10 protein-coding genes are annotated in these 12,997 nt (G+C 65.7%); 8 read left to right on the top strand and 2 right to left on the bottom strand.

Translation table 11 applies throughout. The features are described from left to right. Positions 1-136: 136 nt before the first annotated feature. The 4 genes from ABQE44_RS06605 to ABQE44_RS06590 all read left to right on the top strand — a co-directional run bounded on the left by ABQE44_RS06605 (position 137) and on the right by ABQE44_RS06590 (position 4,754). Positions 137-1,132: an aromatic ring-hydroxylating oxygenase subunit alpha gene (locus tag ABQE44_RS06605; protein WP_448395299.1), complete on the top strand. Its 996-nt coding sequence runs from the start codon at positions 137-139 to the stop codon at positions 1,130-1,132. A 3-nt stretch (positions 1,133-1,135) separates the two neighbouring features. Then, positions 1,136-1,747, top strand: a complete 612-nt coding sequence (locus ABQE44_RS06600) for a PaaI family thioesterase (RefSeq protein WP_448428831.1) — start codon at positions 1,136-1,138, stop codon at positions 1,745-1,747. A 27-nt stretch (positions 1,748-1,774) separates the two neighbouring features. Further along, positions 1,775-3,421, top strand: a complete 1,647-nt coding sequence (locus ABQE44_RS06595; protein WP_448395297.1) for a medium-chain acyl-CoA ligase Mig — start codon at positions 1,775-1,777, stop codon at positions 3,419-3,421. 124 nt (positions 3,422-3,545) lie between these two features. Beyond that, positions 3,546-4,754, top strand: a complete 1,209-nt coding sequence (locus ABQE44_RS06590; RefSeq protein ID WP_448395296.1) for a cytochrome P450 — start codon at positions 3,546-3,548, stop codon at positions 4,752-4,754. A 139-nt stretch (positions 4,755-4,893) separates the two neighbouring features. Here ABQE44_RS06590 and ABQE44_RS06585 read toward each other — a convergent pair whose 3' ends face one another. Then, positions 4,894-6,357, bottom strand: a complete 1,464-nt coding sequence (locus ABQE44_RS06585) for an aldehyde dehydrogenase family protein (protein ID WP_448395313.1) — start codon at positions 6,355-6,357, stop codon at positions 4,894-4,896. A gap of 193 nt (positions 6,358-6,550) precedes the next feature. On the opposite strand from ABQE44_RS06585, the gene ABQE44_RS06580 reads away from it, so the two are divergent. Beyond that, positions 6,551-7,765 (top strand): CaiB/BaiF CoA transferase family protein, encoded by a 1,215-nt coding sequence (locus ABQE44_RS06580; protein ID WP_448395312.1) that lies wholly within the window; start codon positions 6,551-6,553, stop codon positions 7,763-7,765. Positions 7,766-7,847: 82 nt separating this feature from the next. On the opposite strand, the gene ABQE44_RS06575 is transcribed toward ABQE44_RS06580, so the two are convergent. After that, the gene (locus ABQE44_RS06575; RefSeq protein ID WP_448428829.1) at positions 7,848-10,043 is read right to left on the bottom strand and encodes a molybdopterin-containing oxidoreductase family protein; all 2,196 of its coding nucleotides are present in this window, start codon (positions 10,041-10,043) and stop codon (positions 7,848-7,850) included. 142 nt (positions 10,044-10,185) lie between these two features. On the opposite strand from ABQE44_RS06575, the gene ABQE44_RS06570 reads away from it, so the two are divergent. The 3 genes from ABQE44_RS06570 (at position 10,186) to ABQE44_RS06560 (ending at position 12,962) form a co-directional block, all read left to right on the top strand. After that, complete coding sequence (locus tag ABQE44_RS06570; protein WP_448428827.1) at positions 10,186-10,470, top strand: FmdB family zinc ribbon protein; 285 nt, start codon at positions 10,186-10,188, stop codon at positions 10,468-10,470. Between the two features lie 10 nt (positions 10,471-10,480). Continuing rightward, positions 10,481-11,737: a formamidase gene (gene fmdA, locus ABQE44_RS06565; RefSeq protein ID WP_448395293.1), complete on the top strand. Its 1,257-nt coding sequence runs from the start codon at positions 10,481-10,483 to the stop codon at positions 11,735-11,737. A gap of 76 nt (positions 11,738-11,813) precedes the next feature. Beyond that, positions 11,814-12,962 (top strand): thiolase family protein, encoded by a 1,149-nt coding sequence (locus ABQE44_RS06560; RefSeq protein WP_448395292.1) that lies wholly within the window; start codon positions 11,814-11,816, stop codon positions 12,960-12,962. Positions 12,963-12,997: the final 35 nt, after the last annotated feature.

The raw sequence follows: 12,997 nt of genomic DNA, 5'->3' as shown, positions 1-12,997 counted from the left end.
AAGTGGAGATACTGTAACTATTACAGTATTGCGCTGGTCGGCCGGCGCGTTTCGGTAACGTCGTTCGGCACAGCCTTCCTGAAACCGCTACTGTAAGCTCTTCCATTGAGTTGGCGGACGCGGGAGGCGGCCTGGGATGAAAGTACCGTTCACCTGGAAGGTCACCGGCTGGTTCATGATCGGCTGGTCGGCTGAGTTTCCGCAGAGCGAGGTGCGTCCGCTGCGGTACTTCGGCGAGGACCTCGTCGCCTACCGCGACGAATCCGGTGAGCTGCATGTGTTGTCGGCGCACTGCCGTCATCTCGGCGCCCACATCGGCCACGGCGGCAAGGTCGTCGGGGACTGTGTCGAATGCCCTTTCCACGGCTGGCGCTGGGGCCCCGACGGCACCAACCGCTATATCCCCTACCAACCCGACCGACCCAACAAGGCGTTGCGGCTGCGCGTGTATCCGGTCGTCGAGCAGTACGGCTGTGTGTTCGCCTGGTATCAACCCCACGGACAGCAACCGCGTTGGCCGATGCCGGGCCTGTTCGAGAAATTCCCGCAGTTCCCGACCGACCCGGACGCCTATTACCGCCCGTATCCCGAGTTTTCGAGCCGCGCGGAGCGCGAACCGGTGCATCCGCAAATCGTCGCGGAGAACGGGCCCGACAGCGCGCATTTCCGCTACGTCCACGGCGCCACCGTCACACCGGTCAATCTGAATTGGGAGGTCGTCGACGAGGAGTGGCGATTTCTCACCGGCTGGCCCGATGCGCGCAGCGACGATCCCGACAAGATGGCGCTCTACATCCACAGCCACTTCTCCGGTCTGGGCTTTGCGGTCAGCGCCTTCGAGGGTTCCTCGAACCACCGACTGATCTTCGCGTGCACCCCGGTCGAGGACGGCTGCTCGGACATGTTCTATTCGATCTGGTGGCCGCGGCTGCCCGGCGACACCTCCGAGGTACCGCCGGACAAAGTGCGTGAGCAAGTCCAGCGGCAGTTCATGGGCACGGTGTGGGACGACCTCAACATCTGGCGCTACCAGGAGTACATCGAGAACCCCGCGCTGTCGAAGGTCGACGCGAAGCCCTACCTGGCCATGCGGAAATGGGCCACGCAGTTTTATGAAGTGCCTGCGTCGTAACCCATGGCCACCGAAGACGACATCCGCGAATTCGCCAGGGTCCAACCCACTCTGGGCGCCCCGGAGATGGGCCGTTTCGTCGCCGCCGTGCGCCGGTTACAGGACATCACCGTCTCCAGCGATCCGGACCCGGCACTGTGGAATGACACCGCCGCACTGCTCGAGGACCTATGCGAACGGCTGGAAGCACACCGAGCCCCCGCGGGCGTCGCACCTGCCGGCCGGGCGCCCAACCTCGCCGGCAATGGCCATCCGTTGATGCCGCCATGGCAGGTGGTGACGTCCGGGCCTGACGAGGTCACGATGCGCGGATATTTCAGCCGCTTCCACGTCGGCGGCAACGACGCCGTACACGGCGGCGTCATCCCGCTGTTCTACGACTGGCATTTCGGCATGGTGGTGTCGGCCGCCGGCCGGCCCGACAGCCGGACCGCCTACTTGCACGTGGACTACCGGCGGGTGACGCCCATCGCCGTGCCGCTGGAGGCGCGCGCCTGGATCGACTCCATCGACGGCCGCAAACTGTTCGTGAGGGCGGCGATGACCGACGCGCAGGGCCACGTACTATCCGAGGCCAACGGTCTGATGATCAAACTGCTCGCCCATCAGCCTTGATAGGCACCCTTGAAAGGCCCACTGTCTGTGACCACACAGTTCACCGTTCCAGCCGTCGCCGACACGGTCGCCGCCGCCGTCGGCGACCGGGAGTTCATCATCCAGGGCAAGCGGCGCTACACCTATACGCAGGTGGTCGAACGCGCCAACCGCCTTGCGGCCTACTTGCACAGCCGCGGGCTGGGATGCCAGACGGAACGTGCCGATTTGCCGGGGCACGAAGCCGGTCAGGACCTGTTGGGCATCTACGCCTACAACGGGCCCGAGTACGTCGAGGCGATGCTCGGCTCGTGGCGGGCCAGGGTCGCGCCGTTCAACGTCAACTACCGGTACGTCAAGAACGAACTGCAGTATCTGCTGGCTGATTCGGGCGCGACGGCGTTGGTCTATCACGCGGCGTTTGCGCCCCGGGTCGCCGAGGTGCTCCCGAAGCTGCCGAAGCTGCGCGTGCTCATCCAGATCGCCGACGACTCCGGCAACGACCTGGTCCACGGCGCGGTCGACTACGAATCGATCGTCGCGTCAGGGTTGGCTGTACCGCCGCCGGTCGAGCCGTCACCCGACGACCTCTACGTGCTCTATACCGGCGGCACCACGGGCATGCCGAAGGGTGTGCTGTGGCGCCAGCACGACATCTTCATGACGTCGTTCGGCGGGCGCAACATGGCCACCGGCGAGCTCACCACGTCCTATGACGAGATCGCCAAACGCGTTGCGGAAAACCCGGGCACCAAGATCTTCACCCTGCCGCCGCTGATGCACGGGGCCGCCCAGTGGGCCGTGATGACGGCGCTGAGCACCGGGCAGGCCGTGGTGTTCTCCGAGACACCGTCGCGGTTCGATGCCGACGAAGTCGTGCGCACCATCGAACGCGAGAAGGTGCTTGCGGTGCAGGTGGTCGGCGACGCGATGGCGCGGCCGCTGGCCGACGCCATCGAACGCAGCTCGGCCGACCTGTCGTCGATGGCGGTGGTGGCCAACGGCGGCGCGCTGCTCACCCCGACGGGTAAACAGCGCCTGATCGACGTCAAACCCGGCCTGATCGTCATGGACGGCGTCGGATCGTCGGAGACCGGTATCCAGATGAACCACATGTCGGCGCCCGGCGCGGTGTCGACCGGCAAGTTCAACGCGGGCCCCGACACCTTCGTGGCTGCCGAGGATCTCAGCTCGATCCTGGAACCCGGCCATGACGGCATCGGTTGGCTGGCCCAACGTGGTTACGTACCACTCGGTTACAAGGGCGATGCCGAGAAGACGGCCAAGACGTTTCCGGTTATCGACGGCGTGCGTTTTTCGATACCCGGTGACCGGGCGCGCCATCTGGCCGAAGGCGGCATCGAACTGCTCGGCCGCGACTCGGTGACCATCAACTCCGGCGGCGAGAAGATCTTCGTCGAGGAGGTCGAGACCGCGCTGCTGTCGCATCCGGCGGTGGCCGACGTCGTGGTCTCGGGCCGGCCCAGTGAGCGGTGGGGCCAAGAGGTAGTCGCGGTGGTATCGCTCGTCGAGGGGGCCAGCGCTGACGCGCAGGAACTCATCGAGCACGCCGGCAACTCGATCGCGCGCTACAAGCTGCCGAAGGCGGTCGTGTTCCGACCGACCATCGAGCGCAGCCCGGCCGGCAAGGCCGATTACCGGTGGGCGCGCGAACAGGCGACCAGCGAAGCCTGAGCCCGTCTCCCATTACGTCGAAATAGCGGTCCAGGCTCGTATCCCGCCATCGCGTAGCCCTATACTGTAAGCTTTACAGTACCTGTGGCAGGTTACCTGTCCCGACCGACGATGGAGATCCGCCGTGGATAGCCCCGTACAGGATGTCACGGTCGATGAGGCCTTCGACCTGCTTCGCGATCCCTATCCCCTGTTCGCCCACAAGCGAAGAGACACCAGCGGGGTGTTCCGTGGCAGCGTCATGGACTGGTCCAAGGCACCGGAGGCGATGCCGGAAAACCTCTACGCCGCAGTGTCTTTCGATGCGGTCAACCGGGTGTTCCGGGACGGCAAGGTGTTCAACTCCCAGATCTATGACAACACCATCGGCTTGTTCATCGGTCCGACGATCCTGGCGATGGAGGGCAAGACGCACTGGGATCACCGCAGCCTGGTTTCCAAGGCGTTCAAGACAAAGTCGTTGGCCCGTTGGGAACCCGAGATCGTCCGACCGGTCGTCACCGGGCTGATCGACGAGTTCATCGATGATGGGCACGCCGACCTGGTGCGAGACTTCACCTTCGAGTTCCCGACCCGGGTCATCTCCCGGCTTTTGGGGCTGCCCGAAGACGATCTGCCGTGGTTCCGCAAACGCGCCGTCGAACTGATCAGCTACCACGTCAACTACAAGCGGGCCTTCGAAGCATCCACCGCGCTGAAGGACTACTTCCTCACCCAGATCGACCAGCGCAGATCCAAACCGACCGAAGACATCATCGGCGATCTGGTCACCGCCGAGATCGACGGCGAGAAGCTCAGCGACGAGGCCATCTTCTCGTTCCTGCGGCTGCTGCTGCCCGCCGGCCTGGAAACCACCTACCGATCCTCGGGGAACCTGCTGTACCTGTTACTGACCCATCCCGAACAGTTCAGGGCCGTACAGCAAGACCGCGAGTTGATCGGGGCGGCCATCGAGGAGGGGTTGCGGTTCGAGACACCGCTGACCACCGTGCAGCGCTCCGCCACCGAGGCGACCGAACTCGCCGGCGTCGAGATCCCGCAGGGCGCGGTCATCGACGTGTGCATCGGATCGGCGAACCGCGACGAAAACCGTTGGGAACGCTCCGAGGAGTTCGACATCTTCCGCGACCGCATGCCGCACATCTCGTTTGCCGCGGGTGAGCACACCTGCATGGGTCTGCATCTCGCGCGGATGGAGACCCGGGTCGCCCTGGAATGCCTGCTGGACCGGCTCACCAACGTCGAACTCGTCACCGAAGACAACCCGCACATCTGGGGTCAGCCCTTCCGCTCGCCGACGGCGATCCCGGTGACGTTCGACGCCGCGGGATGATCTGCGGCGAAGTACGCATCAGTGCCCGACCGGAAGCGGCGGGATCGCGGCTCGATCAGGCTGAGGCCCTCATCGCCGCCGCCTGATCCCGCGATTTGGGTGCGCTAACACTCGCTCAGCGCATGTTTCCGCACCCAAATCACTGCTTGCGGGGTGAGCGGTGGGCGATCGTCTTGGTCTCGAGGTATTGCTGGAAGCCCTCGATGCCGCACTGGCGGCCCACCCCGCTGTGCTTGTACCCGCCGAACGGCGCGTCGGCCCCGTAGAACATTCCGCCGTTGACGCCGAACGCTCCCGTGCGGATCCGCCGGGCGATGTTCATCCCGCGCTCGTGTGAGCGTGAGATCACCGCGCCGGCAAGGCCATAGGCGCTGTCGTTGGCGATGCGCACTGCGTCATCGTCGTCCTCGAACGGCAACACGATCAGCACCGGCCCGAACACCTCCTGCTGAGCGATCGCGGCGCTGTTGTCGAGGCCGACGATCACAGTGGGAGCCACGTAGTGGCCGGCAGCGAGATGCTCCGGCAGCCCGTCGACCGCGCCGCCGCCGGTGGTGATCTCGGCGCCGTCACTGCGGGCGCCCTCGATCGCGGTCAACACACGATCCTTCTGTGCGGCGCTGATCACCGGTCCCACAAGGGTTTCCGGCTGCGTCGGATCGCCGACCGGCACGGCCTGATAGGCGGCGGTGATGTTGGAGATCGTGTCGTCGAACAGCGACTTGTGCACCAGCATGCGACTGGTGGCCGCGCAGGCCTGCCCGGCGTGGACGCAGACTCCCACCGCGGCGCCGATCACCGCGGCCGGGTTCGCGTCGTCGAGCACGATCGCCACCGATTTCCCGCCGAGTTCGAGAAACATCCGCTTCATGGTGTCGGCGCCCTGGCGCATCAACAGCTTGCCGACCGCGGTCGACCCAGTGAACGAGATCATGTCGACGCGGGGGTCGGTGCCCAGCAATGCGGCGACATCGTTGGAAGCGGTCGGCACCACGTTGAGGACGCCGGCGGGAATATCGGTGTTCTCGGCCACGATCCGGCCGAGACGGGTGGCGTTCCACGGCGTATTCGGATCGGGTTTGAGCACGACGGTGTTTCCGGTCGCCAGCGCGGGACCGAGTTTGTTGAGGATGACCTCGATCGGGAAGTTCGACGGTGTGATCGCGCCGACGACACCGATCGGTTCCTTGACGACGGTGCGCACGTTGCGCTCGCCGAACAGGCCACCGCCGTCGAGTCGGCGCTCCCATTCGAAGGTGTCGATCAGGTCGGCGGGATAGCGCAGCGCCTCTGCCAACGGCCAGTCCAGTTGCGCGGACTGCGCCGTCATCACCGGGCAGCCGACCTCAGCGATCAGTTCCTCGCTCAGGTCGTCTCGTTCGGCCTCGATCGCCGCCTGCAGTTGCTCGAGGCAGCGCTTACGCAATTCTCGGTTGGTGGTCCAGTCGGTTTCGTCGAAGGCACGCCGCGCGGCTCCGATCGCCCGTTCCATATCGCGCGGGTCCGCGCTGGCGGTGCTACCCAGCACCGAACCCGTTGCTGGGCTGACGTTGTCGAACTGGGCGCCGGACGCGGCAGGAACCAGTTGGCCGTCGATGAGCATGCGGCGCTCGGCGCGACCGGCTGCCCGGCGGCCGATGTCAACGCTGGTCTCGGCCGGTTCGGCTGAAATCCTGGTGGAGCTCACGCCGCTACCCCATACAATCGGAGACTGCGGGACGCTCAACTGTAAACATTACAGTAGGATAATTCAAAGCCGACGCTGGCGGGTGGAGAGGGCCGATTTGATCAAGGTGATGGAGGGCGTACGCGTCCTCGAGGTCGCACAGTTCACGTTCGTTCCGGCGGCGGGGGCCATCCTCGCCGACTGGGGCGCCGATGTCATCAAAGTGGAGCATCCGGTGCGCGGTGACACCCAACGGGGCTTCATCAACATGGGCGGCTTCCAGATGGACCCGAACCGCCACCCGCTTATCGAACATCCCAACCGCGGCAAGCGCAGCGTCGGTATCGACGTATCCAAACCCGAGGGTCAGGAAGTCCTCTACGAGATCGCGAAGACGGCCGATGTCTTCCTGACCAATTACCTACCGAGGCAGCGCCAAAAGCACAAGTTCGACGTCGAGCACATCCGTGCGGCGAACCCGAACATCATCTACGCACGCGGCAGCGCCTACGGCGACAAAGGACCCGAACGTGACATCGGCGGTTTCGACGGGACGGCCTTCTGGACCCGGAGCGGCGTCGGTCACGCGTTGACGCCCGAGGAGATCGGCGGCGCACTGTCGCAGGGGATTCCGGCGTTCGGCGACTCGATCGGCGGCATGAACATCGCGGGCGGGATCTCGGCTGCGCTGTTCCACCGCGAGCGCACCGGCGAGGCGGCCGAACTCGACGTCTCGCTACTGAGTACCGCGTGGTGGGCGGCCGGGGCCAGCGTCACACAGGGCATGGAGACCGGCGAAACCATGCGGTCGCTGATGCCAGATTCCGTGGCGCCGACGGTGAACCCGTTCCTGGGCAACTACCTGACCTCCGACGGCGGCACCATCAACCTGTGCATCGTCAGCCCGACCGGATACATTCGCGATGCGTTCGAACACCTCGGGCTGCCGGAACTTGCCGACGATCCCCGTTTCAACGACGTGCTGCCGTTGATCGAAAACGCGGCTGCCGCAGTAGAACTCATCGCCGATTCGATTCGAAGTAAGCCGTTCGACTACTGGCGCGAGCACCTCAAGACCATGAAGGGGCAGTGGGCTCCGTTTCAGAGCCTGATCGACCTCGCCAGCGACGAGCAGGCGGTAGCCAACGACATGGTCGTCGAGGTGGAGGCCGGCGACGGCGGTGAGCCGTTCAAGGTGGTCCGCGGTCCGGTGCAGTTCAACCACGAACCCCTCGAGACCACCCGGGCACCGCAGGCCTCCGAGCACACCGAGGTCGTGCTGATGGAGATCGGCATGGACTGGGACCGCATCGAGAAGTTCAAGGACGCCGGCGCCATCGCCTAATCCCCATCTGCGCGAGCGTGCGTGGAATCGGGAACTTTCCGCGCGTGCCGGCCTCAAACACGCACGCTCGCGCAGATGAGGGTTAGACGGGATCCACCCGCACGGGCACACCGGTCAGCCACGCCATACCCGACAGCGCCTCCACATCGTCGGGGTCGCTCGACGTCAGCTGGTTGACGTTGGCGCCGGCGGCACGGTTGGCCAGCTGCCAGCCCCCGGTTCCCTTGTGCCCCCAGCCGTGAGGCACCGCGACCACCCCGGCGACGAGATCCTTAGTCGTCAGCACCGGCACGGTGATCGCGCCGTACGGGGAACTGATCCGCACCTCGTCGCCGTCCGAGACGTCCTGCTCGGCCGCGTCATCGACATGCATGAGCGCGTGCTGGCGACGGTCCCCCCGCATCAACAGCGGCGAATTGTGCATCCACGAGTTCTCCGAGCGTGGCTCGCGCAACCCGATCATCCGCAGCGGATAGCCGCCGGGAACCGCGCGCTGCGACAGCTTGGCGACCTCGGTCGCGATTCCGGGATGGGCCAACCGCACCCGACGCGACAGGTAACCGACCGCGGTACGCAGCACGCCCGTGCGGATGTGCGGTGAGAGCACGACGCCGTGCGGATGGTCCTCGATCAACCGTCGCATCGTCAGCCCGCCGCGGCGCAGCCCGAACCGATCACCGCCCTCGGACATCCGCACGAGCGCGTCGACGATCATCCGCGGCAACCCCTCGAAACCCAGTCGGCGCAACATCTTTTGGACGCCGCTGAATACTGCGAACGCCGGCACCCGACGCCCCAGCCGCCGGGCCAGTTCCTCGGCGATGTCCCACTCCCCACGGGTCTCTCCCACCGGCGCCAGCACCGCCGCGGTCGCTTGCCGGAACGGCGTGGCCTGAAACCCTTGGAAGGTATACGGAAAATCGTCGCGTTCGTACATCGTCGTGACGGGCAGGATGTAGTCACAGTGCGCGCTGGTCTCGGTGACGTAAAGGTCCAACGCGACAGACAACTCCAGTTCGCCGAACGCTGCCTCGAGTTCCTCGCCGTTGGGCACCGAGAGCACGGGATTGCCGGCCGACACAAACATCGCCCGAATCTGGCGCTCACCGGGCGTCGTGATCTCTTTGGCCATCAGCGCCGCGGGCTCGGAGCCGATCGCGTTCGGGATCCCGCTGAGCCGCGACCGCTTACACCGATAGGACCGCCGCATGATGGCGCCCATCGCGGCGTTCTGCCATTTCTGGCCGACGGTGTGCATCGAGCTGAACACCGAACCGCCGGGCACGTCGAGATTGCCGGCCACCAGGTTGACCGCGTCGATCAGATAGATGGTCAGCGTGCCATGCGTGCCCACGCAGGTGCCGAGCCTGCCGTAGACGGCCGCGCGCCGCGTGCGCATGAGGTCGCGCGCCAACGTGCGCACGCTGTCCGGGTCGATGCCGGTCTGGGACGCGGTGCTTTCCGGGGTGTAGGGCCGAGAGACGTCCCGCAGCCAATCCACGCCGTCGGCCCGCCGGCTGAGCGCGGCGACGTCGACCATGCCGTCAGCGAACATCACCTGCAGCAGGGACAGTAAAAACAACGCGTCGGTGTCCGGGACGATGCCGAGCCATTCGAAGGCGGCCGCGGTCTCGCTGCGCCGTGGGTCGACGATCATTACGCGTCCACCGCGCTTGACGACGTCGTGCATACGGTCCTTGATCCGCGGCGCGGTCAGGAAACTACCGTGGGACACAAGCGGATTGGTGCCCATCATGACAAGCAGCTCGGTTCTCGCCAGATCCGGGATCGGCACGGAGGTCGGCACGCCGTAGAGCAACTGGCTCGCGATAAGCCTGCTGTTGGTGTCCTGCGACGACGCCGTGAAGTAGTGGGCGTGGCGGCCAAGCCCCTTCGTGAACAGCAGCGCCGCGAAGGTGTGCGCGTAGCTGAACGCCCCGGGGTTGCCCATGTACCAGCCGACCGCACCGGACCCGCGTCGGCGCAGGATCGCCAACAACCGATCGACGATGTCGTTCATCGCCTCGTCCCAGGTGACCTCTTCGAAGCCGGTCGGCCCGCGCCGCAGCGGCCGCCTCACCCGATCCGGATCGTTGACGACCTCGGTGAACGCGATGCCCTTCTGGCAGGCGAAGCCCGCCGACAACGGATGGTCCTTGTCCGGGCGCAGCGCCGTCAGGCGTCCGTCTTCGACCGTCGCGATCATCCCGCACAACGGTTCGCAGATGCGGCAGAACGTCGGCTTGTGCTCTAGCAGCGGCGACACGCCTAACGACATTACTGTAAGAGTTACAGTTAAACCCCGCTTTCGCCGGCAGCCCGCAGGCCAGGGGTTTAGGCCACCGCTACCCGGGAACCATCATCAGGTCGGCACCGCTGCGCAGTTCTCCGCGCCGTGTCGATCCACGGTGAGGAGATGAATGGTTCTCTACGTTTACCGGTGCCAAACCTGTTGCAGCACCGTCGAAAAGATGCATTCGATGCTGTCCCGACCTGATGTCGTCGAATGCCCGCAATGCATGGGTGAGGCGCGAAGAGCCATCGCGTCCCCACACCTCGGGCGGGCGGGCAGCACCGCGATGGCGCTGCACGACGCCACCCGCGCGACGGCTGACCAGCCAGCCGTGGTCACCGCCCCGCCGCCGGCGCCACGACGGCGAACGATCACCACCAATCCGCTTCACCGCAAGCTCCCACGACCCTGAAGGACCTCTCATGCCCGAGCTGCTGTTTCCCCTCGACTCCACCAAGAAGTTCACTGACCAGCAGGTAACCGGTCACAACCGGTGGCATCCGGACATCCCCGCGGCGGTGACGGTGAAGAAAGGCGACGAGTTTCGCGTCCACTGCCGCGAGTGGTTCGACGGAGCGATCCAAAATGACGACTCCGCCGAGGACATCCTCAACGCGCCGATGAGCAAAGTGCACGCGTTGTCGGGCCCGATCGCCGTCGAAGGCGTGAAGGCGGGAGACCTGCTCATCGTCGACATCCTCGACGTCGGCCCCCTGCCGCAGGAAGACTCCGGACCGCTGGCCGGCCAGGGCTGGGGATACACCGGCATCTTCGCCAAGAGCAACGGCGGCAGCTTCCTCGTCGATCAGTTCCCGGACGCCTACAAAGCGGTGTGGGACTTCTCCGGCGAGAAGGCGACCTCACGCCACGTACCGGGTGTCGAGTTCACCGGCATCACCCACCCCGGGCTGATGGGTACGGCACCGTCACCGGAACTGCTCGGGAAGTGGAACACCCGTGAGGCCGCGCTGATCGCGACCGACCCAGACCGGTTGCCGCCGTTGGCACTTCCGCCGGAACCCACCAATGCGGTTCTCGGCACCCTCACCGGCGACGCATTCGACCGAGCCGCCGCCGAAGCCGCGCGCACCGCGCCGCCCCGAGAAAACGGCGGCAACATGGACATCAAGAACCTGACCCGGGGCAGCCGCGTGTTTCTCCCGGTGTTCGTCGACGGCGGCCACCTCTCGGTCGGCGATCTGCACTTCTCACAGGGCGACGGCGAGATCACCTTCTGCGGCGCCATCGAGATGGGCGGCTTTCTGGACCTGCGGGTCGACGTGATCCCCGGCGGGATGGAGACGTACGGGGTCAGCGAGCATCCGATCTTCATGCCGGGCAACACCCCGCCGCAGTACTCCGAATGGTTGTCGTTCTCCGGCACCTCGGTGACGCTCGAAGGCGAACAGCGCTATCTCGATTCGCAGCTGGCCTACCAGCGGGCGTGCCTGCATGCCATCAACTACCTCACCAAGTTCGGCTACAGCCCCGAACAAGCGTTCCTGTTGCTGGGCGCCGCACCCATCGAGGGCCGCTTCTCGGGTGTGGTCGACATCCCGAACTCGTGCGCCACGGTGTACCTACCCACCGCGATCTTCGACTTCCCGATCGTGCCGACCGCGGCAGGACCGGCGCGGATCGACCCGGGTATCGGCGCCCCGCACGCGGCGTCGAGCTGACACCGAACCACTGGTGATACTGTAATCTTTACCGTTGGTATGACCCGCCGGCCGCAGACCAACGGAGGAACCCTTAATGTCGAACGATGTCGCGATCATCGGGGTGGGCCTGCACCCGTTCGGCCGGTTCGAGGGCAAGTCCGCGATGGAGATGGGCGTCGACGCGATCTTCGCCGCCGTCGACGACGCCGGCATTCACTGGAAGGACATCCAGTTCGCGACGGGCGGTAGCTGGACGGTGGCCAACCCCGACGCGATCGTGGGCATGGTGGGGCTGTCGGGCATCCCGTTCACCAATGTCTTCAACGCGTGCGCGACGGCGGCCAGCGCAGCCAAGGTGTGTGCAGACGGAATCCGGTTGGGAGACTATGACATCGGGATCGCGATTGGCCTGGACAAGCATCCGCGCGGCGCGTTCACCGAGGATCCCGCACTTGTCGGGATGCCGAGCTGGTACGCCGAGAACGGCCAGTACCTGACCACTCAGTTCTTCGGCATGAAGGCCAACAAGTACCTGCATGACCATGGCATCTCCCAGCAGACGCTGGCCAAGGTGGCCGCCAAGAACTTCCGCAACGGTGCGCTCAACCCAAATGCGTTCCGCCGCAAGCCGATCCCCGAGGATCAGATCCTCAACTCGGCGATGTTGAACTATCCGCTGACCCAGTACATGTTCTGCGCACCCGATGAAGGCGCCGCGGCCGTGGTCATGTGCCGCGCCGACATCGCCGAGCGGTACACCCCCAAACCGGTGTATCTGCGCGCGGTCGAGGTGCGCACCCGCCGCTACGGCGCCTACGAGGTCAACACCACGTTCGCGCCCGTCGAGGAGGACGTCGCGCCTACTGTGTACGCGGCGCGCGCCGCCTTCGAAAAGGCCGGTGTCGCACCGAGTGACGTCGACGTCATCCAGTTGCAGGACACCGACGCCGGCGCGGAGATCATCCACATGGCCGAGTGCGGGTTCTGCGCCGACGGTGACCAGGAGAAGTTGCTGGCCGACGGCGCCACCGAAATCGGCGGCACGATGCCCGTCAACACCGACGGCGGGCTGATCGCCAACGGTGAGCCGATCGGTGCCTCGGGGCTGCGTCAGATCCATGAACTGGTGCGCCAACTGCGCGGCGAGGCCGGTGATCGCCAGGTGCCCGGCGAACCGAAGGTCGGCTTCGCGCAACTCTATGGCGCTCCGGGTACTGCCGCGGCCACGGTCCTCACCACCTAACCCGCGAGCAGACGCAGAAGGTTGCATTTTCCCGC

It is taken from the genome of Mycolicibacterium sp. XJ2546 (assembly GCF_053483195.1).
The sequence above is the reverse complement of the archived record's forward strand: the minus strand, read 5'-3'. Positions and strand labels throughout refer to the sequence as shown.

Excerpts from the sequence above, each read along its gene's own strand:
- ABQE44_RS06600 (WP_448428831.1), top strand. The coding sequence starts at position 1,136 with ATGGCCACCGAAGACGACATCCGCGAATTCGCCAGGGTCCAACCCACT.
- ABQE44_RS06580 (WP_448395312.1), top strand. The coding sequence starts at position 6,551 with ATGGAGGGCGTACGCGTCCTCGAGGTCGCACAGTTCACGTTCGTTCCG.
- ABQE44_RS06575 (WP_448428829.1), bottom strand. The coding sequence starts at position 10,043 with ATGTCGTTAGGCGTGTCGCCGCTGCTAGAGCACAAGCCGACGTTCTGC.
- ABQE44_RS06560 (WP_448395292.1), top strand. The coding sequence starts at position 11,814 with ATGTCGAACGATGTCGCGATCATCGGGGTGGGCCTGCACCCGTTCGGC.
- ABQE44_RS06605 (WP_448395299.1), top strand. The coding sequence starts at position 137 with ATGAAAGTACCGTTCACCTGGAAGGTCACCGGCTGGTTCATGATCGGC.
- fmdA (WP_448395293.1), top strand. The coding sequence starts at position 10,481 with ATGCCCGAGCTGCTGTTTCCCCTCGACTCCACCAAGAAGTTCACTGAC.
- ABQE44_RS06570 (WP_448428827.1), top strand. The coding sequence starts at position 10,186 with ATGGTTCTCTACGTTTACCGGTGCCAAACCTGTTGCAGCACCGTCGAA.
- ABQE44_RS06585 (WP_448395313.1), bottom strand. The coding sequence starts at position 6,357 with ATGCTCATCGACGGCCAACTGGTTCCTGCCGCGTCCGGCGCCCAGTTC.